A 23,744-nucleotide genomic window follows, 5' to 3' on the forward strand; every position below is an offset into this window, starting at 1 on the left:
CGGCCTGCGCGGTTTGACTTTGGCAGATGAGCAGGCGCATGAGGGGAAACATCTTCATGCCTTGTTCACCCGGCATGTGAGATCATCCTTCACCACTTCAGCGGGCTGCCGGTTAAAAGAATACAGGCCTTCCGCCAAATCGCCTTGCCGGGGTCTCAACCGTGACTGTCTACCTGCCCATCGCAGAGCTGTCGGTGAACATCTTCATCATTCTCGGCATGGGCGCGGCCGTCGGCTTCCTCTCGGGCATGTTCGGCGTCGGCGGCGGGTTTCTGATCACGCCGCTGCTGATCTTCTACAATATCCCGCCCGTGGTGGCTGTCGCGACCGGCGCGAACCAGGTCGTCGCCTCCTCGGTTTCCGGGGCGATCACCCATTTCCGGCGCGGGACGCTGGACATGAAGCTGGGATCGGTACTGCTGGCCGGGGGCTTGGTCGGCGCCACGGTCGGCGTCTGGATCTTCTCCTGGCTGAGGCGCATCGGCCAGCTCGACCTGTTCATCTCGATCCTCTACGTCGTGCTTCTAACCACGATCGGCGTGCTGATGCTGCAGGAAAGCCTGCGCGCCATGCGCAAGGCGAAGCTCAACCAGCCCCTTCCCCTGAAGCGCCCCGGCCAGCACAACTGGGTTCACCGGCTGCCGCTGAAGATGCGGTTCAAGAAATCGAAGATCTATCTGTCGGCCATACCGGTGGTGATGCTCGGCTTCGCGATCGGCATCCTCACCTCGATCATGGGTGTCGGCGGCGGCTTCATCATGGTGCCGGCGATGATCTACCTGCTGCGCATCCCCACCAATGTCGTCGTCGGAACCTCGCTGTTCCAGATCATCTTCGTCACCGCCTATACGACCATGGTGCAGGCAGCGACCAACTATTCGGTCGATATCGTGCTCGCCTTCATCCTGATGGTGGCCGGCGTGATCGGTGCGCAATACGGCGTACGGGTGGGGCAGAAGCTGCGCGGCGAGCAGCTGCGCGCGCTTCTGGCGCTGCTGGTTCTTGCCGTCGGCATCCGTCTTGCCATCGGGCTTTTCGTGCGGCCGGAGGATCTCTATTCGGTCGCCGTCGGGGGGATCGGTTACTGATGCGTTCCCGCCTCGCCCTTCTCTCCTGCCTCGCCTTCCTGGTCGCCGTGCCGGCTTCGCCGGTCATGGCGCAGATGCCGATCGGCGAAGCCTCGTCGGTGAAGGAAGGTCTCGATATCGGCGTGTCGACGACGGAAATCGCCATCACGTCGGACTTTCGCGGCGCCGACCTGACTGTCTTCGGCGCGATCACCAATGCCGACGACCTGTTGCTCGCGATCGGCAATTACGATGTGATCGTCACGCTCGAAGGCCCGCGCGACTATGCCACCGTGCGGCGCAAGGAACGGGTCCTCGGCATCTGGGTCAACACCGATTCGATGACGTTCGAGCAGGTGCCGGAAAGCTATTCGATCGCCGCCACGCGCCAGCTCGACGACCCGACACAGCTGCCGCCGCTGACCGCCACCGGCGTCGGCATCGAGCATCTGGCGCTCAATCCGACCGGCTATATCCGCGATGTCGGCGAGCTTTCCGAATTCCGCGAGGCCTATCGCCGGCTCAAGCTTTCCAGCGGCCTTTATCAGCGGGAAACGAGCGGCGTCCGCTTCGTTTCCTCCAGCCTGTTTCGCGCTTCGCTGCGGTTGCCGGCAAACGTGCCGAACGGCGTGCATGTCGTGCGTTCCTACCTGTTCAAGGGCGGCACGCTGGTGATGCAGCGCGAGATACCGCTGCGCGTCATCAAGACCGGCCTGGAACAGGCCATCACCGATGCAGCGCATGAGCGTCCGCTTCTCTACGGCCTCTTCTGCGTCGTCATCGCCATGCTGACAGGCTGGGGTGCGAGCGTGATGTTCCGCAAGGAATGACACTTTGCTTCGCCGACCAGCGCACTAGTTTTCCGTTTCAACGCAATCGCGGACGCCGGACCGGCTTCAAACCCGTCGCGATTGCCTGAGTTAGGCCAAAATGCCCGCAAGCGAATTCGCCCGCACCGTGCTGCATCATCTCAAAGACCGCATGCCGGACTTTCGCCACCTGCTGCATCCGGCGCAGCTGCGCCTGGCCGTCCGGCGCAGCGAGTTCGGCCTCATCGTCGTGGCGGCTGTGATCGGCGTGCTTGCAGGCCTCGCGGTTGCGGCAATGAGTTTCATCGCCCACGAGATCCAGCACATCATCTTCGCAATGCAGCCGGGCGAGCGGCTGAGTTCGGCCACCAATCTCGACCCGATGACCGTTCTGTGGGCGCCGGCCGCCGGCGGCGTGGCGATGGGGCTGGTGTTCCTGATCCTGCGGAAATGGCGCAAGAAGCCGATGGTCGACCCGATCGAGGCCAATGCGCTGCACGGTGGACGGTTATCGCTGACCGACAGTATCATCGTTGCGGTGCAGAACCTCATCTCCAACGGCTCCGGCGCCTCGATCGGGCTCGAAGCCGGCTATACGCAGCTGTCTTCCGGCATCGCCTCCAAAGTCGGCTTCCTGCTGCAGCTGCGCCGGCAGGACCTGCGCATTCTCGTCGGCTGCGGCGCTGCAGGCGCCATCGCCTCGGCCTTCAACGCGCCGCTGACCGGTGCGTTCTACGCATTCGAGCTTATCATCGGCACCTACACGATCATAAGCCTTGCGCCGGTGGTCGTTTCGGCCCTGACGGCCACTTTCGTGACAAGGATTTTCGTAGGCGACGCTTTCGCCATCGATATCGGCGAGATCGGCAGCGTGGTGCCGGCGGATTATGTACCGGCCGTCGTTTTGGGCATGGTCTGCGCCGGTGGCGGGATCCTGCTGATGAAGGGCGTCTCCAAGGTCGAGGAACTGGCGCGGCAAAGCTCGATCTCGCCGATCTTCCGTCCGGCGCTCGGCGGCATCATCGTCGGGCTTCTGGCGCTGATCGATACACGAGTGCTTTCGGCCGGCCATGGCGCGCTGCACGAGAGCCTCAATCAGGAGATGGCTATCGGCGCGGTGCTCGGGTTGCTGCTCTTGAAGTCGGTGGCCTCGGCAATCACCATCGGCGCCGGTTTCCGTGGTGGCCTGTTCTTCGCCTCACTGTTCCTCGGCGCGCTGCTGGGCAAGCTGTTTGCCTATGCGACACCGATCCTGTTTGCCCATTCGATGCTGACGCCGGTGGTCTATGCGGTAATCGGCATGAGCGCCATGGCGGTGGCCGTGATCGGCGGGCCGCTGACGATGACGTTCCTGGCGCTTGAAGTGACCGGCGACTTTCCGATCACGGCGCTGGCGCTGGCGGCCGTCATCACCTCGTCGGTCATGGTGCGAACCACATTCGGATACTCGTTCGCGACATGGCGCTTTCACCTGCGCGGTGAAAGCATTCGCAGCGCCCACGATATCGGCTGGATCCGCAACCTGACCGTCGACAAGCTGATGCGCGCCGACGTGAAGACCGCGAAGGCCGGAATGACGCTCGATGAGTTCCGCAAGGAGTTTCCGCTCGGTTCAGCGCAGCGGGTGATCGTGGTGGACGAGGGCGACAAGTATCTCGGCATGATCCTGATCCCCGACATCTATTCGGCGGCCACAGAAGGGGCCGAGGAAAAGCCGGAGCTTTCCTCCTTCATCCGGTTCAAGAGCGACGTGCTGTTGCGCAGCATGAACGCCAAGCAGGCGGCCGCAATGTTCGACCGGACGGAAGCGGAAGCGCTGGCGGTGGTCAACAACCAGATCGAGCGCAAGGTGGTCGGCCAGCTTTCGGAAAGCCATACGCTGCGGCGCTATACGGAAGAACTGGACCGACGCCGGCGAGAGATGTCGGGCGAGATATAAAGGAGGGCGAAGCTCTCGGCTTCGCCCTCATGTTCGTTGCTCAACCGGCCATTACATGGCGGGAAGAATGGCGATATCGCGGATCTCGTTTTCCGTGCCGGTGATCGCACCGACTTCGGTCGCCGCCCCGGTTTCCAGATTGACAGTGTAGAGCATCTTGTTGGCTGCGAGATAGGCGGTGTTGCTGCCGCCTTCCATGCCCTGGATATCGAAGGCGTAGGTCGCGGGCATTTCCTTGATACCAAGCTTGCCGATCGCCTTCAGCGTGCCGTCGTTCGGTTTGGTCTGCTGGATCAGTGCACCGATCGTCGCGTCGATATTGTACATCGCCGTCGTTTCCGGCTTGCCGACCGAATTCGTATAGGCGGCTGCGACGATGTTGGGCGTTTCACCCTTGTGCATGTCGCCGTCTTCAAAGGCGAGTACGCCGTCGACGGTTACAGCGCCGGTATCCGGATGGACGCGGTGGTTCGTCGTGCCGGTCATGAAGCGCAGGCGATCGGCCATCGGGTTGAAATCGACCACGACCGGGGCCTGCGTCATGGTCAGCATCTTGTCCATCTTGGCGACTTCGGTCGCAGCCCCGGTCTCAAGATTGATCGTCACGATCGCATGGTCCGGGGTGACGCCGATTACTGTCTTGTTGCCGGGGCGAAAATCGATGCCGACGAGCTTGTCGACGCCGGTGACGTCCATGGTCTTGGTGACCGCCGGCTTTTCGGTATCGAACATGACGAGTGTCTTGTCGCCGGCAAGGCCGAGGACCGGAGCAGCCGAAACGGCAGCGGCGGACGCAACCAGCATGGTGGAAGCGGCAAATGCGGTTTGAGCGATGTTCATGACTTTCTCCCGTTGTGTTTCCAAAATCGTCAAGAACGATCCGGCGCACGGCCTTTTCATCGCTCTTGATGGTGAGACACGCGGGAAGCGGCCTCTGGATGCAGCGAGCAGAAATATTTTTTCGCCTCGCATCCATTTCCCCGTTCGCGGTGTCTTCCATATGCGGTCCTTGAGCGGCTGCGGGAAACCGGAAAGACTGGACGAGCGCATGTTCGCCGTTAAAACAGCAGTTGAGGAATGTTCGCAGATGCGCGGGTATTCAGGGAGAGAGGACGGCCTGGCCTTGGCGACAGACCAATCGACGGATTTCGAAGCCGCGCTCAGCGCCTGCGCGAAGGGTGACCGCAGCGGATTGCGCCGGATCTTCGATGCCGAAGCCGGCCGCCTGGTGGCGGTGGCGCAGCGCATCGTCAAGCGACGGGAACTTGCCGAGGAAGTCGTGCAGGAGGCGTTCATCCGCATCTGGACCCACGCACATCAATACAGGCCCGAACGGGGCTCGGCGCGAGGCTGGATATATGCAATCGTTCGCAACCGGGCGCTCAACATGCTGCGCGACGGAAAGCGCGAGGATCTGGTCGGCGAGGACCGGCTGGAAATACTGCAAGACGGCGAGCAGCTGGACGAGATCATGGCCGCGTGGCACCGCCTTGATCGCAACAGCCGGCTGAAGGAATGTCTCGGCCGACTGGACGAGATCCGCCGTCGCGGCATCCTGATGGCCTATGTCGGCGGCTATACCCATGGCGAGATCGCCGGACGGCTGAGACTGCCGCTCGGGACGGCGAAATCATGGATACGCCGAGGCCTGCTGACCCTGCGGGAGTGCATGGCATGAGGTTTGACCCCGACAATCTTGCCGCCATTGCCGACGAATATGTGCTGGGTCTGCTGGACAAGGCCGATGCGGAGCGCGTGGAAGCCGAGATAGAAAGAAATCCGGCGCTGACGGAAGCCATTGCGGAGGCGCGTGAACAGTTCCTGCCGCTCGATACCGGGGTCGAACCCGCCGCCGTGACAACCGGCCTTTGGGATGGGATCGCGGAGAGGCTGCCCGAACAGTCCGCAGCAGGCGAGGTTTCCATAGCAACGGTCTCTCCGCATCTGCCGACCGCCGGCAATGACAATATGGGGGACCGCGGGGTCCGCGCCAGCTGGCGCGCGGCGGCGATTTCAGCAATGGCCGCATCGCTGATTCTTGCAGTCGGCCTCGTCTGGAGTGTCATGCGTACCGTCGAGCCGCTGGTGGTGGCGGTGCTTATCGACGACGCCGGTGAAATACGGGCCGTCGTCGAGGACTTCGGCAACGATACGGCACATGTGCGGCTGCTGGCCGATTTTGCCGTCCCCGCCGACAAGACGATGCAGGTTTGGACGCTGCCCTCGCGCGAGATGGGGCCGATGTCGCTCGGCCTTCTGGAGGAGGCCCATTCGGCACAGCTCAGCGGTTCGGCCCTGCCACGGCCGCAGGATGCGCAGCTTTACGAAATCACACTGGAGCAGGCCGGCGGCTCACCGACCGGGCGACCGACGGGGCCGATTTTGGCAAAGGGCTTTGCCAAGCTGGCGCGATAAGCTTTCGACCTGTTTGTTGCGCCAAATCAATGTGCGGCATCGTGACCATGCAAAGGTGACCCCGACCAAGGGAGGTCACCCAAAAGAGGTCCAAAACGATGTTCAAGCACATCCTCATCCCCACGGACGGCTCGTCGCTTTCCACCCAGGCGCTGGAAAAGGCATTCGACTTCGCCCGCGAGGCGGACGCCAAGGTAACGGTGCTGGCGGTGATCGAACCACTACAGGTCTTCACCGTCTATCCTGTCGGAATGGACATCGCCTATGCGGAATACGAACAGCGGGCGAACGAGCAGGCCGACGGCATTCTCAACGACGCCAAGGCAGCGGCAGCGCAGCGCGGCCTTGAATGCGGGCTCGTCAAGAAGCAGAGCGTCGATCCGGCCGGCTGCATCGTCAAGACGGCGGAAGCGGAAGGCAGCGACGCCATCATCATGGCCTCACATGGCAGATCAGGCTTCAAGGCATTCATGCTGGGCAGCGTGACGATGAAAGTGCTGGCCGGCTCCAAGCTGCCGGTGCTGGTCTATCGCTGAGGAGAACCGGTCAGCCGGTAAGGTTGCCGTATCGAACCGAATAGATGCGGTCGCGGCCGAGAAGATGAGCGATCAGGGTTTCCTGGCGAAACAGACCCTGCATCGCCTTGTGGCGAAGATCGAGGCCACCGGAGAGCACGCCGAAGGCCGGCATGACGAGCCGGTGTCCATCGCTGGCGAAGCAGGGACGGCGGACGGACTTTTCACGACGGCGGACGGTGGCCGACGGATGGAGGTGGCCGGCGATCTCGCCCTTGGCCGAGATCAGGCTCGGCTCATGCCGGAAGACGAGGCCGCCATAGACGAGTTCGTCGCTCGACACACCCGGCAGATCCGTCGTGCCGTCCGGGTCGTGGTTGCCGTTGATCCAGATCCAGTCGCGGCCAAGCGCCATGTCGACAATCATTCCGCGCAAGGTCTCCGGCAGCAGTTCGGAACCGCGACGATCATGAAAATTATCGCCGAGGGAAACGACGACCTTCGGATCATAGCGGGCGATGACGGTTGCGAGGATGTTGAGCGTGGCGAGCGTATCATAGGGCGGCAGCAGCATGCCGCGGCGTGCGAAGGCGGCACCTTTTTCCAGGTGCAGGTCCGAGACGACGAGCATGCGTGTTTCCGGCAGGTAGAGAGCTCCGAGCGGATCGCAGACGGCTGTAACGCCATGGACGATGATTTCCTGCGTGCCGGCGGTCTGGCCGATCATCCTGGGCTGGGCGGCGAGGCCTATGCGATGCATCAATGTCGTCGTCTTTCCAATCCTAGAGCCCCGCCTCGGCGATCAACTCGTCCGCCGCTTCCTGAAGCACGGCATCCTGCGCCTCGCCGGGTACACTCTCCTTGCCTATCTCCAGCATGATCGGCACCGCCAGCGGCGAAACGCGATCGAGATCACGGTGGGTGATACGGCCTCTGATTCTCGCCAGCATATCGCCGAGGCGGCCGATATCCAAAAGCCCCGTCGCAGCATCGCGGCGGGTTGCCTCAAGCAGTATATGGTCCGGCTCGTGAGAGCGCAGCACGTCGTAGATCAGGTCGGTCGAGACCGTCACCTGCCGACCGGTCTTCTCCTTGCCGGGATGTCGGCGCTCGATCAAGCCGGAAATCACGGCACAATTGCGGAAGGTGCGCTTGAGCATGAAGCTTTCATCCAGCCATGCCTCGAGATCATCTCCCAGCATGTCCTCGTCGAAAAGATCGGAGAGGCGAAGCGTGCCCTCGCCGATCATAGCGCCGATATCGTTCAGCCCCCAGATGGCAAGCGAATAGTCGGTGGCGACGAAGCCGAGCGGGCGGGCGCCGGAGCGTTCCAGCCGACGGGTCAAGAGCATGCCGAGCGTCTGGTGCGCCAGCCTGCCCTCGAAGCAATAGGCGATCATGAAAAAGCGTTTTCCACGCGGAAACGTCTCGATCAGCAACTCGTCCTGTTTCGGCAACATGGAGCGTTCGAGCTGGATCGACAGCCAGTCGCGAACCTGATCCGGCAGCGCCGTGTGGCGGCCGGGATCGGCCAGCATGGCGCGCACCTGGTCGGCCAGGTATGTCGTGAGCGGAAACTTGCCGCCGGCATAAGCGGGTATCTTCGGGTCGAGCGAAAAGGCGTTGGAGACGAGGCACTCGTTTTCGCGGATGCCTTCGAAACGAAGCACCTTGCCGGCGAAGAGGAAGGTATCGCCCTGCACCAGCTGTTCGAGAAAATACTCCTCGACCTTGCCGAGCGACATGCCCCCCCTGCCCAAAGTGCCCTTGGCGTTGCGCCTGACCATTCGGACATTCAGTTCGGCAGCCTCGACGATGGTGCCGAGGTTCATTCGATATTGCTGCGCGACCTGCGGGTTGGAGACGCGCCAGCGGCCCTCCTGCGTCTTCCTGATCTTGGCATAGCGCTCATAGGAGCGCAGTGCATAGCCGCCGGTGGCGACGAAATCGACGATCCGCTCATAGGTTTCCCATGGCAGGCCGGCATAGGGCGATGCGGACGTGATCTCGTCATAGAGTTCCAGTGCATCGAAGGGTTCGGCGCAGGCCATGCCAAGCACATGCTGGGCCAGCACATCGAGCGCGCCCTCACCGACAGGAGGCGTATCCTGCGCGCCGATATAGTTGGCGTCGAGGGCAGCCTGACATTCCATCACCTCGAACCGGTTGGCGGGAACGAGAATGGCCTTGGACGGCTCATCCATGCGGTGATTGGAACGGCCGATGCGCTGGGCAAGCCGCGAGGCGCCCTTCGGCGCACCGACATGGACGACGAGATCGATGTCCCCCCAGTCCAGCCCCATGTCGAGCGTCGAGGTGGCGACGACGGCGCGCAGTTTGTTGTCGGCCATCGCCGCCTCCACCTTGCGGCGCTGGCTGGCGTCGAGCGAGCCGTGATGCAGGGCGATGGGAAGATTGTCCTCGTTGATGGTCCACAGCGTCTGGAACAGAAGCTCGGCCTGGAAGCGGGTGTTGACGAAGATCAGCGTCGTCCTGTGCCGCCTGATTTCCTCGTAGACTTCGGGGATGGCATAGGTGGAGACGTGGCCGGACCAAGGGATGCGCGTGTCTGTGCCGAGAATGCTGATATCGGGTGCGGCTCCGCCCGTCACATGCACGAGGCCGGCGGGTGCAGCCGGGCTTTCGCCCTGAGGGACGAGAAAGCGTTGCAGATCCATCGGATCGGCGACCGTGGCGGACAGACCGATCGTCTGCATTTTTGGCGCATGCTTGCGAAGCCGTGCGAGGCCGAGCGAGAGAAGATGCCCGCGCTTGGAGGTGACGAGCGAATGCAGCTCGTCGAGGACGACATATTTCAGGTCCTTGAAAAACCGTGCAGCCTCCCCGTTGGCCAGAAGCAGCGCCAGCTGCTCGGGCGTGGTGAGCAGGATATCGGGCGGGTTGAGTTTCTGGCGCTGGCGTTTGGACTGCGGAGTGTCGCCGGTTCGATTTTCCACCGTCACAGCGAGGCCCATCTCGGTGACCGGTTTCATCAGGTTGCGCTCGATATCGACGGTGAGCGCCTTCAATGGCGAAATGTAGAGCGTGTGGATGCCGACAAAGGCCGCGCCGGGGGGCTTCCTTCCGCGCGCCACGAGGTCGGCCAGCGAGGGCAGGAAACCGGCCAGCGTCTTGCCGGCGCCCGTCGGGGCGATCAGCAGCATGTTTTCGCCGGCCTGCGCGCGGCCCAGAAGTTCGAGCTGATGGGCACGCGGTTGCCAGCCCTTTTGCGCGAACCATTTGAGGAACGGCGCGGGCAGAGTGGCGGCCTGATTGCCGGGGGATTTCGGTTCGATGCGATCCACACATCTAAGGTAAGTGCATGCGGCGCGAAAGAAAGAGCGCCTACCTTACGATATAGCGATCCGTGCGGTGGTTGATGGCAAGCGTCAGATTGAGTGCCAGCGCTGCCAGCACCGAGCAGGCGATGACGAACGGGCTGGCGACGAAGAAGGACAGAAACAGCACGACGCAATCCAGACCCAGTTGCACGAAGCCGGCGCGCCAGCCAAAGCGATCCTGCAGATAGAGCGCCAGGATACCGAAACCGCCGAGCGAGGCGCGATGGCGGAAGAGAACCAGCATGCCGCAACCGATCAGAAGTCCGCCGAACAGGGCAGCGGCTATCGGTTCGATGCTGGAAAAGACGATCAGCCTGGGCAGGATGCCGGTCAGAGCCGACGTGAGCGCGACAGCCGCGAACGTCTTGATCGTGAAGACGGGGCCGAGACGCTTGTAGGCCAGCCAGTAGAAGGGCAGATTGAGGAGGAAGAAGGCCGTGCCGAAGCTGACATCCACCGAATAGCGCAGCAGGAAGCCCAGCCCGGCGGTGCCGCCAATCATCAAGCTGGCAGCAGCCAGCATGGTGACCCCGAGCGCCGCCAGCATGGAGCCTGCGACGACGCCCTGCACATCCTCGACAATCGAGTGCTTTTCCGTCGTCGAGGCCCAGAAGCCGATCGGGCTCTTGCGATCCCTCGCGCCGCTCATCTCAGCGCACCGCTATATAGCGATCGGAACGGTGATTGATGGTCAGCAGAAGATTGAGCACCAGGGCGCTCAGCAGCGACCAGAGAACCGTCATCGGGCTGACCACGAAGAAGGCGGCAGTCATGACGCAGAGGTCGAAAGCGAGCTGCACGAGGCCGGCCGGGATTTTGAAACGGTCCTGGATGTAGATGGCGAGAATGCCGATGCCGCCGAGCGAGGCGCGGTGGCGATAAAGGCCGAGCAGGCCGAAGCCGATCAGGATGCCGCCGAGAAGCGCTGCCCAGAGCGGATCGAGATGCTGGATGACGAGGAACTGCCGTTCCAGCTCGGTGATGAAGGACACCATCAGGATGGCGATGAAGGTCTTGAACGAGAAGCCGACGCCGAGCCGCTTGAAGGAGAGATAGTAGAAGGGCAGGTTGACGGCGAAGAACAGGATGCCGAACGGGATATCCAGCGCGTAATGCAGCAGGAAGGCGACGCCGGCCGTGCCGCTTGTCAAAAGCCCCACCTGATTGAGGAAATACAGGCCCAGTGCCGCAACCATGGAACTGATGAACAGGCCCTGCGCATCTTCCAGCAGCGTGTGGCGCGCCGGATCGAGACTATAGAAGCCCAGCCGGCGCTTGCCGGAACCTTGTTCCTCGGCCAATTCGTTCCCCTTGCTTTTTCTGGATTGTGCACCGCGATAGCGGCTTCATCAAGCATCTTCAAGATCGCTTGAATGCGCATGGTGAAATCGCAAGAAAACGGGCTTTAGCGCAGCTTGCGCGACACAAACAGAATGCCGCGGACCGGTTTTCCGCCATCCATGCGAATGGTGGTGCGTTCAAGCTGCAGGAGTTCGAAGCGCTGATGGGCGAGAAGCAGCCGGATATGCGCTTCCGAATGGGCATAGCGCAGGCTGTCGCGCAGGACGAAGCCTTCTTCTTCTGCGGCATCTTCCACCGAGAAGGCAAAGAGGCCGTTGTCGGCCAGCAGAAGATCGACGAGCGGGAAGACCGTTTCGAGCGAGCCCAGATACATCAGCACGTCGGCGGCGGAGACGAGATCGGCGCGGTGCGATGGCAGGTCGGGGCCGAAGAGACCGCTTTCATCTGCGGCAAGGCTCAGGTCCGACTGACCCAGGTGATCGTAGATCGCCTTGTCCTCAGCCTTCGAAAGCATGTTGGCGGAGAGATCGAACCCTTCGAGCCGTGTCGTCGTCGCCCGGATCTCGGCGCCGAACAGGCCCGTGCCGCATCCAAGATCGACGGTCAGCGCGAAAGGCGTATGGGGCTGGACCAGAGCTGCCAGCTTGCCGGGGACGGAATAGTCGAGCTTTTCCACCAGTGCCGTGTCGAACCGGTCGGCATAGCCGTCGAACAGGCTTTCTATATAGCGGCTCGGCGGCTGGTCGGGCGTATCCTCCGCGCCGATGACGGCGAGCTTGAGCATTGCGCCGAACACATCGTCCGGCTCCAGTTCAAGTGCCTGGCGATAGGCGCCTTCAGCGCTTGCAAGGCCGGCCTTCTCGCGATACTCGCCCAGCCGGAACCAGCCCGCCGCCCAGGTGGGCGACAGTTCGAGCGCCTGTTCCATCAGTTCGGCGGCGGCCGCAAAATCCCGGCCCTCGGCGAGCATGCGGGCATAATCGGCACGACGGTCGGCTATCACATCGCCGGAAGAGAACTGGCTCATCATTTTCTGTCCTGAAATCTCGCCGCTCATTGCCGAAGCCACAAAAAAACACAAGTTCTATTTGAGAGGCAAAGATCAATACCTATCTGGGAGTTGCCGTGTCGGTCGCGCGCGGCTATGCGGATCAGAGATAACGGAGACGAAAACGAATGGCGGATGGCGTGAACAGGTTTTTGGGCGATTCGATCGGCCGGACGATCCTGAAGCTGGTCGTGGTCTGCCTGATCGTCGGCTTCGTGCTCGCCTTCTTAGGCTTCACACCCGACAATATCGTCAATGACATCCGCTATTATGTGCTCGATCTCTGGTACAACGGTTTCCGTGCGCTGGGGCGGGTTGGCGACTACCTGCTGCTCGGCGCGATCGTGGTGATCCCGGTTTTCGTCATTCTGCGCCTGATGAGCTACCGCCGCTGACATGACCACTTCAACGTTTACTTCGCGGCGCGGATTTCTCGCGCTTTCCGGACTTGGACTTGCGCTCGCAGGCTGTTCGACGACATCCGTCCTGGCACCGACGCCGGGTTCGGAGGATACGACCGTTGCCGCGCTGCCGATCGTCAACCGGCTGCGTGCCTCCAGGGGGCTATCTGCGCTCGAACTCGACACGCCGGCCCGCAAGGCGGCCGGCATCCAGTCCGTCCGCATGGCCAAGGCCGAGAAGATGACCCACCTGATCGGGCTTGGCGACGACTTCGGCGCACGGATGAAGAAGAGCGACGTGGCGCTTCCGGCTGCGGAAAATATCGCAGCAGGCCAGCAATCCGTCGAGGCAGCCGTACAGGCCTGGATCGACAGCCCGAAACATCTGGAAAACATGCTCGGCAGCTATCGCGGCCTCGGCGTCGCAGTCGCCAAGGCCGCCGATGGGCGGCCCTACTGGGCCATGGTGCTTTCGGGTTAGGCCACTGATCAGAGCGGCTGCGCCGCCCAGTGATCGACACGGGTGTCGCGCAGGTCGCGGATCGATGCGATGCCTTCCCGATCGAGGTGTTTCGACAGGCCGCGGCAGATATCGCCGGGCAGAGCCGGCCCTTCATAGACCATGCAGGAATAGACCTGGACGAGATCGGCGCCGGCACGGATCTTTTCCAGTGCATCTTCCGCGCAGCCGACACCGCCGACACCGATAAGCGGCATGTCGGCACCGACGCGCTTGCGCATGCGGGCCAGAACGGCCGTGGACTTTGCAAAGAGCGGCGCACCCGACATGCCGCCCATCTGCTTTGCCTGGACCTGATCCTTCAGGCCCTCGCGCGACAGGGTCGTGTTCGACACGATCAGGCCATCGAGATCATGATCGAGCGCCTCGGCTGCGACATCGTCCAGCCCTTCTTCCGTCAGGTCGGGTGCGATCTTCAGAAATACCGGAATGCGATTGCCGATGCGCAGAGCCTCTTCGGCGCGGGCATCCAGCACCGCATCCAGCAAGGCCTTCAGGCTTTCACGCGCCTGCAGATCGCGCAGGCCCGGCGTGTTGGGCGAGGAGATGTTGACGGTGAAATAGGTCGCGACAGACGAGAAGCGGCGAATGCCGAGTACGTAATCGGCAATACGGTCCTCGCTGTCCTTGTTGGCGCCGATATTGACGCCGACGATGCCCTTGGCCGACCGGCGGGCGGACAGCCGGCGCAGGGCCGCCTCATGGCCCTCATTGTTAAAGCCGAAACGATTGATGACGGCGCGGTCTTCGACCAGGCGGAAGAGGCGCGGGCGGTCATTGCCGGCCTGCGGCTTCGGCGTCAACGTGCCGACCTCGGTGAAACCGAAGCCGATCTTCAGCATCGCATCCGGCACTTCGGCATTCTTGTCGTATCCGGCGGCAAGGCCGACCGGGTTTTCAAAGCGGATACCGGCGATCGTCCGGGCGAGCCGGGGATCGGCTTTCGGGGCGCATACCGGCGAAACACCGGTCTTCAGCGCCACCATGGACAGGTTGTGGGCGGTTTCGGGATCGAAGGCGAAAAGACTGCGGGAGGCAATTCCCGCAAGGCGTCCAAGCGGACCGGTCATGGCATTTTCTCCGGGAAGGCATGTTGGCCGTCGACGCCGATCAGCAGAGGCATTTCCCAAAGGACTGCCGACAGCGGCAGGACGCCGTAGAGGTGAGGAAAGAGATCACCGCCACGCGACGGCTCGAATTTCAGTGCGTCGCCGAGTACCAGCGTGTTGACGGCGACAAGCAGCAGCCCCGTCAATCCGGCAAAGTGGCGGCTGGCCGTTTCGCGCGCCTGGGCACTGGTCGAAAGATGGATGTAGCCATCGCGATGATCGATCTCGGCGCCTTCGAAAACGCCTTTCTGTTTGGCTTCACGCCAGATTGCCTCGGGCACGATCTTGTAAACGGTATCCGTCATCACACATCTCCGGTGAGATATTTGGCTTGTGAGAACTTTATGGCTGCCGACCGGTTCGACCGATCAAGCGGCTGTTGCGGACCGTTTGCCGCAAAGGCACCCGGATGTCCATCGCAAACGGAGGAGACAAATATGCGCATGCTATCGATTTGCGGAACGATCGCTCTTCTGTGCTGCACTGCTGCCGAGGCGCAACAGCGATTTCAGCTTGAGCGCAGCGGAGAGGACATCGTTAGGCTGGACACCCAGACCGGCGCGATCACGACCTGCAGGGACGAGGCGGGCGAACTCACCTGCCGGATGTCCCCCGACGAGCGGGCCGCCTACGAGACGGAACTCGACCTTTTGGAAAAGCGGGTGACGGCATTGGAGGAAAGGCTGAGCCAGACGCCCCCTGAGCGGCTGCCGAGCGACGCAGAGGTCGACCGCTCGCTTTCCATCATGGAACGGTTCATGGGGATCGTGCGCGAGTTCAGCGGCGAGACGAAGCCCGAGCCACAGCCGGACCGCACGTGACGCCTTTTACACACCTTCGGCAAGCGGTCTTGTTTCGACTCGCCAACAGGGTTACAAATTCAACCATGGCCTTGAGGAGGGCCGTGGGCACGGCCCGAGCACAACTATGCCTTTGGGAGGAGGCGTGGGAATGCAGACACTCACAATCATTATTGCAGATGACCACCCCCTGTTTCGCGGTGCCTTGGTGCAAGCCCTTCAGACGCTGGCCGACGATGTCGTCATCATCGAATGCGGGGAGTTTTCCGCAGCTGTCCAGGCGGCCGAGGATAATCCCGACGCCGACCTTCTGCTGCTCGACCTCGCCATGCCGGGCGTCAGCGGCTTTTCCGGCCTGATGACGCTCCGGGCGCAGTATTGCGCGCTGCCGATCGTCATCGTTTCGGCGACCGAGGATTGCGGCACCGTTCGGCGGGCGATCGAGCTTGGCGCGTCAGGTTTCATCCCCAAATCGTCCGGCCTCGACGAGATCAGGACCGGTGTGACGACGGTGCTTGACGGCGGCATCTTCTCGCCCGGCGGCGATATCGCCCCGGTGGAGGACGATCCGGTACTCGTCGAGATCTTCGACCGGCTGAAGACGCTGACCCCGCAGCAGAGCAAGGTACTGACCATGCTTGCCGAAGGCCTGCTCAACAAGCAGATCGCCTATGAGCTCAACGTCTCGGAGGCAACGATCAAGGCGCATGTCTCGGCCATCCTCCTCAAGCTCAATGTCGACAGCCGCACCCAGGCGGTGATCAAGCTTGGCAAGGTCAACATGGCCATGGTCGCCTGAGGCAAAGCGCCATGTGGGCAAGGAAGGATTTTATTCCTTTTTCGCTTTACGCGGACATGTCATTCCGCTAAAATCTCCCTCGCCGGCAGGATCAATCTCCGGCAGTTTCAAGCGCGCCTTGCAATTGGCGTGTCATCTCCGTTCGACGAACCGATCCCGCCCCCTATCCGGAGGTCTTGATCGGGTCAGACAGACACAGCCGGGGCATGGGCGACGATGCTGTCACATGAAGCGATCTGGACCGCGCTAGACAGGCTGGCCGAACGGCACCAGCTGACGCCATCCGGCCTTGCGCGCCGCGCCGGCCTCGACCCGACATCCTTCAACCGTTCCAAGCGCCTCGGTCCCGACGGGCGGTTGCGCTGGCCCTCGACGGAATCGATCTCGAAAGTGCTCGACGCTACCGGAGCGACGATCGACCAATTCATGAGTTTCCTGCCCTCGCCCGGCCGAAATCAGATCCCGGACGGTAATTTTCCGCCGCAAACAGGCTCGATACCGCTGCTCGGCTTTGCCCAGGCGGGCGCCGGCGGCTTTTTCGACGACGGCGGCTTTCCCGCCGGCCAGGGCTGGGATGTGGTGGAATTTCCGGCCGACCCGGCACGCAAGAGCGGCGTCTATGCGCTCGAGGTGCAGGGGGAATCGATGATGCCGCTCTACCGCGACGGCGACGTTCTGATCGTCGAGCCGGGTGCACCTGTGCGGCGCAACGACCGCGTTGTACTGAAGACGCGCGAGGGCGAGGTGATGGCCAAGGTGCTGGCCCGCCAGAGCCCGAAGACCGTCGAGGTCATGTCGCTCAACCCGGAGCATCCGAACCGCGTCTTCGAGCTTGCCGACGTCGAATGGATCGCACGGATCATCTGGGCGAGCCAGTAAGCCCGATCAAAGGACCAAATTCCTACAGCATTTCTTCCGAAAGGGGCCACCGGTTTCGGGAGACATGCGCGAAAACAAGGAGCTAAAGCACGGCAAGCGAACCCGAACGATCGCGACGTGCTTTAGATTGACGAAGGGCTTCGTCGAAATGCGATACTGACCCATATCGCCGTCGCCAGGCAATTCCGACAGTCAAGCCGTTTCCGCGTTTCTGCTGGACTTGCAACCCTGCTCAGTAAAGCCCGTTCGGAAAATAGCGCAGATAGAGATCCTGCAGGCGGCCGTTGCGTGACAGGCCGGCCAGTGCCTGATCGAAAGCCTGAGCGATGAGCGGATCGGTTTTACGCATCATGATCGCCAGCCCCTCGCCCAGATATTTTTCCGATACATAGGGACCGTCGAACAGGCTGCAGCAGTTCTGCGAGGCTTCGCTCGCCACCCAGAAAGGCAACCGAAGACCGTCGGAAAAGACCGCATCGACCTTTGCTTCCCGTAGTCCTTCCGTCATTTCCCAATCGTTTTCGAAGGGCACGGCCTCGACCCGCGGGAAGAAGGCCTTCAGCATCGCCGCATGGGCGGTATCCCCGACGACCCCAACACGTTTTCCGGCAAGGGCGGCTGCCGTATCGCCCGGCAGTTCCAGCGATCGCAGTTTGGCAAAGCGGGCCGGGATGCCGAGATAGGGACGCGAGAAGGCGAATTTTTCACGGCGCTCCGGCGTGATGGCAATGCCTGCCATGACCGCCTCGCCGGCATTGCCATCCAAAGCCGTCTCCAGATCCTCGAAAGGCAATGCTTGGATCTGGCACTTCGCCTCCAGCCTCAGCTCGGCGCAGATTTCGCGAGCGAGATCGACATTGAAGCCGGCCAGGCGGCCGCTCTGGTCGGCGAAGTTGAAGGGCGGGAAATCGACGGTCGTCAAAATGCCGATGCGCACCACCGCCGAGAGGTCCGGCCGCGCCAGCCGCTCGCGCGCGTCGAACATCAGCGGCAGTTGATCGGCACCATTAACGGCCGTTGGGTCGCTCTGGGAAATTGCCGGCGTTGGCGCGGCAAAGGCGGCCGAAACCAGCAGGAAAGCGCTAAAGAGGCGCAAAGCCCCCCGCCAAACTGGGGATGTAATCATCCGGCGCCTCATTAAAATACACAGTGGGCAAAGGTCGACGCGCCGATTTCAACTCGGCAGCGCCGTTCGGGGATGGTGTAACAGAACCATGCGCTTCGGGGAATATCCGCCGCAGGGATCGGCGATCTATGATGACGCGGGCGAGATGCCGGAGCACGACGCCGTCGGGGCCGCGGGTGGCGAGGCCATCCGTGCTGCACGGTCGGAAGCCGACGTGCTCGCAGCGCTCGGTTTTTCCAAGCCGCTGATCGCCGAAGTCGCTGCGCGCGCCCTTTACAACGGTACCTCGCTCGAGGCGGAGCTGCTGCGCTCCGGCAAGGTGCGCGAAGACGCCTATTATGGCGCGATCGCACGGCTGCTGCGGCTGCCCTTCCTCCAGACGATCGATGCGGCGCTGGTGCGGGACGGCGCGCTGAGCGACACACAGCTCATCCGCCCGACCATGATCAGGCTTGCGCATCGCAACCGGGCGCCACAGACCGTTATCGTGCCGGAGGCCGCGCGGCTGGCGGATCTTGCGGCAGCACTGGTGACCATGCCCCCGCTTGGCCGGGACCTTGCCATCACCACGCCGACGGCGCTGCGGCAGGAAATCTGGTCTGCCGGAGAGGCGCGGCGAGCACGCGAGGTTACCAACGGTCTTTTCGAGAGCCGGCCGCTGTTTTCCGCGCGGCCGGTGCTTACCGGACAACAGGGGTTTTATGCCGGCACGCTGGTGACCGGTGTGATCGCCAGCCTACTGATGGCACCGCTTGCCACGCTGTTTTTCCTGCATGTGACGCTGTCGTTCCTCTATCTCTCATCGCTGATTCTGCGGCTTTCGGCCTTGGCCATCAAGATGCGGCAACGTCCGTCCCCGCCTCCGCAGCCGGCACCTCCGGGGTACCTGCCGCGCTATACCGTCATGGTGGCGCTCTACCGGGAGGCGCCGGTTGTCCGGCAGCTGGTCACCAGCCTGCTGCGGCTCGACTGGCCGGCTGCGCTTCTCGATATCAAGCTTGTCTGCGAGGCGGATGATGCGGAGACGATCACGGCGCTCGAGACGTTCCGCCTGCCGCCGCAATTCGAGATCATCCGCGTGCCGCCGCTCGGGCCGCGAACGAAGCCAAAGGCCCTTACCTATGCACTTGCGGCCGCCCGTGGCGAGTATCTGGCGATCTACAACGCCGAGGACCGGCCGCATCCGCAGCAACTGCGCGAGGCCTATGCAACGTTTCGCAACGGGCCGGACGACCTTGCCTGCCTGCAGGCGCCGCTGATCATCGCCAATGCCCGCGAGAACTTTCTGAGCGGGCTTTTTTCGCTGGAATATTCGGCGCTTTTCCGCGGCCTGTTGCCGATGCTGGCGAAAGGCCGCATGCCGCTGCCGCTCGGCGGTACATCCAATCATTTCAAGACCGAGATCCTGCGGCAGGTCGGCGGCTGGGACCCGTTCAACGTGACGGAGGATGCCGATATCGGCCTGCGCCTGTTCAGGCTCGGGTATCGCTCGGGCGTGATCAGCCGACAGACGATGGAGGATGCGCCGCTAGAAATGTCAGTCTGGATGGCGCAGCGCGCCCGCTGGTTCAAGGGCTGGCTGCAGACATGGCTGGTGCTGATGCGCCAGCCCGCGACGTTGGCCCGCGAGATGGGCATTCTGCCCTTCGTGATCTTCCAGCTCACGGTCGGCGGCATGCTGCTTTCGGCACTGCTGCATCCGCTTATCTTCGTCTTCCTGTGGCTGGGCGCCTCGGCCCTGCTGGAGGCGCCGAAGGATGATCTGCCGCTCGGCACGCTGTCGCTGTTCATCATGGATTTCGTCAATATTATCGGCAGCTACCTGATCTTCCTCGGTCTCGGCGTCGGCTCGATGATCGACCATGAAAAGCGGATGCTGGGCAGGAAGTGGGTCTTCGTTCCCTTCTATTGGCTGATGATTTCGGCGGCGAGCTGGAGAGCGGTGGTGGAGCTGAAAACGAAGCCTTTTCACTGGAACAAGACGCCGCATCGGCCAACGATCCTGCCATCCGCACCAGCGGAAAATCCGGCGACCCGAGCAGCCGGACTTCCCGATCATTCCGGGTGACTTGCCGAAACCGGACAAACATGACAAAATTGATCAGATTTTAGGTTCGGAGCGATTGGTCCGGCTTTCAGATGCAAGACCGCTTTCAACGGTCATATCTTGATATCAGGGCGGATTTGAAATTGGGTTTCTGGCACGCGATGGACTGGCGGACCGAGGGCATTCAGGTCGTCGCCCCGCCAAGGTGGCGGCAGTTTGACGGGCTTGTGAGCGTCTTCTGGGAAGCGGAAAGTCAACAGGGCGCCAAGGGCTATTACCTCGCCGACGACCCGCGCATCATGATCTTCTTCAGCGACGTGTCGTCGCGCGTCAGCATTTCCAACGAGAATGGCGAGTTCTGCCGCAATCATCGGCCGATGACACGGGCGATCTATATTCCGGCCGGCGTCCCGATGTGGACGACCAGCCGCGCGCTGCACCGTTTCTCGCATCTCAACCTGCATATCCACCGAGACCGGCTGATGCGTTTCCTGTCCCCTTCCCTGGGGAGTTCGGCCGCCCTTTCCGCGATGAAGCGACCGTCGGAAGTGCAGGATATCGGTGCGATCGAGACACTCGCCGGGCTTCTCGTCGATGAGATTTCCGGGCCATCGCGGCACTCCGTCTTCGCGGAAAGCCTCGTGGGAAGCATCGTTGCCGGCCTGCTCGACATTCCGATGACGGACGAGAAACCCGCCAATGGTCGGCTGACGCAGGGGCAGCTGAACAAGCTGACGGCACGCATCGACGCGCAGAGCGATTGCCGGATGACAATCGCGGAAATGGCCGAGACGGTGGGTTTGTCGGAAAGCTGGTTTGCCAACGTGTTCAAGCAGACGACCGGCAAGACGCCGCTGCAATGGCAGCTTGCCAAGCGGATCGAGCTTGCCAAGGGTCTGCTCGTCAATAGCGATATTGCCGTTGCCGATATCGCGGCAGAGCTCGGCTTTACCGATCAGGCCCACCTGACCAAGTCATTCCGCCAGATCGTCGGAACAACACCTGCCGCATGGCGCCGCGTGCAGCAGGGCGGCTGAGCTCCTCTCGCAACCGGAAGGAAAATTCCCGCCCGCAGTGATGCGGACGGGACGGGCGTTACCAGGTCTGACGGAGGGTCGCCATGATGTTGCGGCCCGGATTGTAATAGATGCCGCCGCCGTCATTGTTGGCGACATGCTTCTCGTCGAAAACGTTGCTGACGTTAAGCTGGAACGTCGTATTTTCCTGGATCTTGTAGGTATAGGCAGCATCGAAGACCACAGCGCCATCCGACTTACGGGTGTTGGCGTTGTTGAAGTAATACGAGCCGATATAGCGTGCACCAAGCCCGAAGGTCATGTCGCCGCGAGCGCCCTCACCTTCCAGAGTGTAGGTACCCCATAGGGATGCAATGTGTTCGGGAACCTGGGCAAACTTCTTGCCGTTCAGGTTGTTGGCATTGCCCGGCTCTTCGATCTTCGAGTCGATGTAGGAATAGGCGGCGATCAGGTTGATGTTCTGCGGCAGCTCGACCTTGGCTTCCAGATCGATACCGCGATGGCGCACCTTCTCGACAGTGGATTCAAGATATGCCGGAGCCTCACGCGTGGTGATGTTCTCCATCGTCAAATCGTAGACCGAAGCGCTGAACAAGGCCGGAAAGGCATCCGGGCGATACTTGATACCCGCCTCATACTGCTTTCCGGTCGTCGGCGTGCTCCCGAAGGCCGGTGGCGCAGCAGACTCGGCATAGCTGACAAAAGCCGCGACTTCGTCGGTAATCTTGTAGCTCAGACCAAAGCGCTTGGTGAATTCGCGATGTTCTTCCGAGTCGTCGGTACCAAAGATCCTGTCCGTCTGGCTAAGATCGAGCCAGTCGTTTCGGAAGCCGAGGCTGGCCGTCAACCTGTCGGAGAAGGTCAGATCCTGCTGAAGGTAGATCGCCTTCGTCTTCTGCGTGTTTTCTCGGCTGCTGCTCAAGGGAATTGTCGAGGGGAAACCGGAATAGATCGGATTTTGCCAATCGATGGGCGTGGTGAGGCCCGGGTAATAGGGCAGGTACGGAGACGACGAGTCGTAATAGCCGGTGCTCTCAGACTTGTAGTTGTTATAATCCACGCCGACTAGCGTACGGCTCTCGACCTGATCGAAGTCTGCCTCGTAGAGCATGTGAGCGTCGATGACGAACTGTTCGCTGGAGCTTTCGCTCGCGAAGAGATCGCGATTGATCAGCGTGTCCGACGGGTCAAGAACGCCCAAAGCATCGTTAAGGTACATATAGCCGAACGACGAACGGGTCTTGCTGTAGCGCGCGCTTGTATTGAACGTCAGACCGTTGGCAAAGTCGTGATCGAAGATGAAGCTGTAGGTGTTGCGGTTGGTCGTATCATAATTGAAGTCCGGTTCACCGAAGAATTTATCACGGTCAAAGTCGGATCCGATCGGGTGAGCACCGCTGCTCGGCGTACCATCCTTGTCGAGGTGATCGAAGATGAAGGAGAGGCTCGTCAGATCGGTCGGGCGCCAGGTCAGGCCCCCCATGATGAAGTTCTCGTCATCCTGCGAATAATCGTATTCGGCATTGGAGCGCTGGAACTTGCCGGTGAGGCGGTAAGAGAGCGTATCATCCTCAGTAATGTTGTCACCGAAATCGAAACCGGCTTCCTTGTGAGCAAAGGAGCCGCCTGTTCCGTAAACCTCACCAAAGCGCTCGCTCCTCGGGCGCTTCGTCACGTAGTTCACAGAACCACCCGGATCGGAAACGCCAAAGCCGGAGGAATTAGCTCCCTTGAGAACCTCGATGCGTTCGAAAGCATAGGGTTCCTCGCGAGTGCCAGCCCAAGTGCGGCCGATCGCCAAGCCATCGCGAGAGGTGTAGGGCGAGAAGCCGCGGATCTTGAAATAATCGTAGCGATCGTCAGAGCCGTAATAGTCGGTGTTCACGCCGGCGGTGTACTGCACGACCTGCTCGATACTCTGCGCACCACGTTCCTCGATTTCCTTGGACGTGATGACCGAGACCGTTGCCGGAGCTGTCAGCACATCGGTCGGCATCCTGCCGACGGCTGTCGTCTCTCTCGCCACGATCGAGTTGGAATCATTGCTGGTATCGAGCGTGCTGCCAGTACCCTGGATAACGATCGGCGCAAGCGTCGTGTCCGATGCAGCGGTATCGGCCTCCTGGCCGATTGCCAGGGTCGGGGCGAGTGCTACGAGCGCGGTGCAGCCCAGAAGCACGGTTTTCCGGTAGCGCTTCAGGGCTCGTTTCGGGTTGTCGCTCGTGCGTTGCATGTCCATGTTCATCTTCCAAGATTGATCTGGCGATCGCCGGCCCGCGAGTTATCGAAGCCGCCGCTGATTTCGGTTGGGCAGACATGGAGCAGCGCATGCGCGATGCCTGCAGATCGAGATCCGTTGATCCCAACGCAAGCCGGTGCACGCGATAACCAAATTGTGTCCCCGGCAAGGCTCATAACTTGAGCAAGCTTATCCAGTATTGTATCTTTTTTAAACTTTGTAGAAACCTACGGAAAGATCACCATGGCCACCGTCGAGGAACAGCCATCCGGTTGACGCGCCCGGTTGAACCTGAAACTGGAAGTCCACTTATCCACGGACGGTCACGGAGATTGCACATGCCGCCATTCA

Annotated in this window: 23 protein-coding genes; 13 read left to right on the top strand and 10 right to left on the bottom strand. The window is 61.7% G+C overall.

Features of this window, described 5'->3' with window-relative positions:
* Positions 1 to 161 precede the first annotated feature (161 nt).
* The 3 genes from AC0JZ4_RS03125 to AC0JZ4_RS03135 all read left to right on the top strand — a co-directional run bounded on the left by AC0JZ4_RS03125 (position 162) and on the right by AC0JZ4_RS03135 (position 3,815).
* Positions 162 to 1,088, top strand: a complete 927-nt coding sequence (locus tag AC0JZ4_RS03125; protein ID WP_471884997.1) for a sulfite exporter TauE/SafE family protein — start codon at positions 162 to 164, stop codon at positions 1,086 to 1,088.
* Complete coding sequence (locus tag AC0JZ4_RS03130; RefSeq protein WP_471887766.1) at positions 1,085 to 1,897, top strand: TIGR02186 family protein; 813 nt, start codon at positions 1,085 to 1,087, stop codon at positions 1,895 to 1,897. The genes AC0JZ4_RS03125 and AC0JZ4_RS03130 overlap by 4 nt, the downstream gene beginning before the upstream one ends.
* 151 nt (positions 1,898 to 2,048) lie before the next feature.
* Positions 2,049 to 3,815, top strand: coding sequence for a chloride channel protein (locus AC0JZ4_RS03135; protein ID WP_471887767.1), 1,767 nt, complete (start codon positions 2,049 to 2,051; stop codon positions 3,813 to 3,815).
* Positions 3,816 to 3,866: 51 nt separating this feature from the next.
* Here AC0JZ4_RS03135 and AC0JZ4_RS03140 read toward each other — a convergent pair whose 3' ends face one another.
* Positions 3,867 to 4,655, bottom strand: coding sequence for a DUF4394 domain-containing protein (locus AC0JZ4_RS03140; protein ID WP_471884998.1), 789 nt, complete (start codon positions 4,653 to 4,655; stop codon positions 3,867 to 3,869).
* Between the two features lie 283 nt (positions 4,656 to 4,938).
* On the opposite strand from AC0JZ4_RS03140, the gene AC0JZ4_RS03145 reads away from it, so the two are divergent.
* The 3 genes from AC0JZ4_RS03145 (at position 4,939) to AC0JZ4_RS03155 (ending at position 6,766) form a co-directional block, all read left to right on the top strand.
* Complete coding sequence (locus AC0JZ4_RS03145) at positions 4,939 to 5,493, top strand: sigma-70 family RNA polymerase sigma factor (RefSeq protein ID WP_471884999.1); 555 nt, start codon at positions 4,939 to 4,941, stop codon at positions 5,491 to 5,493.
* Positions 5,490 to 6,230 carry an anti-sigma factor gene (locus AC0JZ4_RS03150; protein ID WP_471885000.1) on the top strand — a complete coding sequence of 247 codons (741 nt, stop codon included), beginning with the start codon at positions 5,490 to 5,492 and terminating at the stop codon, positions 6,228 to 6,230. Before AC0JZ4_RS03145 ends, AC0JZ4_RS03150 begins: the two co-directional genes overlap by 4 nt.
* 98 nt (positions 6,231 to 6,328) lie before the next feature.
* Positions 6,329 to 6,766 (top strand): universal stress protein, encoded by a 438-nt coding sequence (locus AC0JZ4_RS03155; RefSeq protein ID WP_471885001.1) that lies wholly within the window; start codon positions 6,329 to 6,331, stop codon positions 6,764 to 6,766.
* Positions 6,767 to 6,776: 10 nt separating this feature from the next.
* Here AC0JZ4_RS03155 and pdeM read toward each other — a convergent pair whose 3' ends face one another.
* The 5 genes from pdeM to AC0JZ4_RS03180 form a co-directional block, all read right to left on the bottom strand.
* Positions 6,777 to 7,505: a ligase-associated DNA damage response endonuclease PdeM gene (gene pdeM / locus AC0JZ4_RS03160; RefSeq protein ID WP_471887768.1), complete on the bottom strand. Its 729-nt coding sequence runs from the start codon at positions 7,503 to 7,505 to the stop codon at positions 6,777 to 6,779.
* A 22-nt stretch (positions 7,506 to 7,527) separates the two neighbouring features.
* A complete protein-coding gene (locus AC0JZ4_RS03165; RefSeq protein ID WP_471887769.1) occupies positions 7,528 to 10,041 on the bottom strand; it encodes a ligase-associated DNA damage response DEXH box helicase in 2,514 nt (837 codons plus the stop codon).
* Positions 10,042 to 10,090: 49 nt separating this feature from the next.
* Positions 10,091 to 10,735 (bottom strand): YitT family protein, encoded by a 645-nt coding sequence (locus AC0JZ4_RS03170; protein ID WP_471885002.1) that lies wholly within the window; start codon positions 10,733 to 10,735, stop codon positions 10,091 to 10,093.
* Position 10,736: 1 nt separating this feature from the next.
* Positions 10,737 to 11,387 carry a YitT family protein gene (locus AC0JZ4_RS03175; RefSeq protein WP_471885003.1) on the bottom strand — a complete coding sequence of 217 codons (651 nt, stop codon included), beginning with the start codon at positions 11,385 to 11,387 and terminating at the stop codon, positions 10,737 to 10,739.
* A gap of 104 nt (positions 11,388 to 11,491) precedes the next feature.
* Positions 11,492 to 12,415, bottom strand: coding sequence for a class I SAM-dependent DNA methyltransferase (locus tag AC0JZ4_RS03180; RefSeq protein ID WP_471885004.1), 924 nt, complete (start codon positions 12,413 to 12,415; stop codon positions 11,492 to 11,494).
* Positions 12,416 to 12,564: 149 nt separating this feature from the next.
* Here AC0JZ4_RS03180 and AC0JZ4_RS03185 point away from each other — a divergent pair, with 149 nt between their 5' ends.
* The gene (locus tag AC0JZ4_RS03185; RefSeq protein WP_471885005.1) at positions 12,565 to 12,831 is read left to right on the top strand and encodes a DUF6460 domain-containing protein; all 267 of its coding nucleotides are present in this window, start codon (positions 12,565 to 12,567) and stop codon (positions 12,829 to 12,831) included.
* 1 nt (position 12,832) lies between these two features.
* Positions 12,833 to 13,318 (top strand): CAP domain-containing protein, encoded by a 486-nt coding sequence (locus AC0JZ4_RS03190; protein WP_471885006.1) that lies wholly within the window; start codon positions 12,833 to 12,835, stop codon positions 13,316 to 13,318.
* A gap of 8 nt (positions 13,319 to 13,326) precedes the next feature.
* Here the strand turns inward: AC0JZ4_RS03190 and AC0JZ4_RS03195 are convergent, their stop codons facing one another.
* Together AC0JZ4_RS03195 and AC0JZ4_RS03200 are read right to left on the bottom strand one after the other, a co-directional pair.
* Complete coding sequence (locus tag AC0JZ4_RS03195) at positions 13,327 to 14,427, bottom strand: quinone-dependent dihydroorotate dehydrogenase (RefSeq protein WP_471885007.1); 1,101 nt, start codon at positions 14,425 to 14,427, stop codon at positions 13,327 to 13,329.
* The gene (locus AC0JZ4_RS03200) at positions 14,424 to 14,771 is read right to left on the bottom strand and encodes a DUF952 domain-containing protein (protein WP_471885008.1); all 348 of its coding nucleotides are present in this window, start codon (positions 14,769 to 14,771) and stop codon (positions 14,424 to 14,426) included. The genes AC0JZ4_RS03195 and AC0JZ4_RS03200 overlap by 4 nt, the downstream gene beginning before the upstream one ends.
* 138 nt (positions 14,772 to 14,909) lie before the next feature.
* On the opposite strand from AC0JZ4_RS03200, the gene AC0JZ4_RS03205 reads away from it, so the two are divergent.
* The 3 genes from AC0JZ4_RS03205 to AC0JZ4_RS03215 all read left to right on the top strand — a co-directional run bounded on the left by AC0JZ4_RS03205 (position 14,910) and on the right by AC0JZ4_RS03215 (position 16,944).
* A complete protein-coding gene (locus tag AC0JZ4_RS03205) occupies positions 14,910 to 15,287 on the top strand; it encodes a hypothetical protein (protein WP_471887770.1) in 378 nt (125 codons plus the stop codon).
* Positions 15,288 to 15,417: 130 nt separating this feature from the next.
* The gene (locus AC0JZ4_RS03210; protein WP_471885009.1) at positions 15,418 to 16,065 is read left to right on the top strand and encodes a response regulator transcription factor; all 648 of its coding nucleotides are present in this window, start codon (positions 15,418 to 15,420) and stop codon (positions 16,063 to 16,065) included.
* 216 nt (positions 16,066 to 16,281) lie between these two features.
* Positions 16,282 to 16,944 carry a S24 family peptidase gene (locus AC0JZ4_RS03215; RefSeq protein ID WP_471885010.1) on the top strand — a complete coding sequence of 221 codons (663 nt, stop codon included), beginning with the start codon at positions 16,282 to 16,284 and terminating at the stop codon, positions 16,942 to 16,944.
* 232 nt (positions 16,945 to 17,176) lie between these two features.
* Here AC0JZ4_RS03215 and AC0JZ4_RS03220 read toward each other — a convergent pair whose 3' ends face one another.
* Positions 17,177 to 18,070 carry a transporter substrate-binding domain-containing protein gene (locus AC0JZ4_RS03220; protein WP_471885011.1) on the bottom strand — a complete coding sequence of 298 codons (894 nt, stop codon included), beginning with the start codon at positions 18,068 to 18,070 and terminating at the stop codon, positions 17,177 to 17,179.
* Positions 18,071 to 18,158: 88 nt separating this feature from the next.
* On the opposite strand from AC0JZ4_RS03220, the gene AC0JZ4_RS03225 reads away from it, so the two are divergent.
* Together AC0JZ4_RS03225 and AC0JZ4_RS03230 are read left to right on the top strand one after the other, a co-directional pair.
* Positions 18,159 to 20,138 carry a glycosyltransferase family 2 protein gene (locus AC0JZ4_RS03225; RefSeq protein WP_471885012.1) on the top strand — a complete coding sequence of 660 codons (1,980 nt, stop codon included), beginning with the start codon at positions 18,159 to 18,161 and terminating at the stop codon, positions 20,136 to 20,138.
* 122 nt (positions 20,139 to 20,260) lie between these two features.
* On the top strand, positions 20,261 to 21,154 hold the full coding sequence (locus AC0JZ4_RS03230) for a helix-turn-helix domain-containing protein (protein ID WP_471885013.1): 894 nt from the start codon (positions 20,261 to 20,263) through the stop codon (positions 21,152 to 21,154).
* A 58-nt stretch (positions 21,155 to 21,212) separates the two neighbouring features.
* Here the strand turns inward: AC0JZ4_RS03230 and AC0JZ4_RS03235 are convergent, their stop codons facing one another.
* Positions 21,213 to 23,393 carry a TonB-dependent siderophore receptor gene (locus tag AC0JZ4_RS03235; RefSeq protein WP_471885014.1) on the bottom strand — a complete coding sequence of 727 codons (2,181 nt, stop codon included), beginning with the start codon at positions 23,391 to 23,393 and terminating at the stop codon, positions 21,213 to 21,215.
* Positions 23,394 to 23,744: the final 351 nt, after the last annotated feature.

The organism is [Rhizobium] kunmingense (assembly GCF_977018605.1).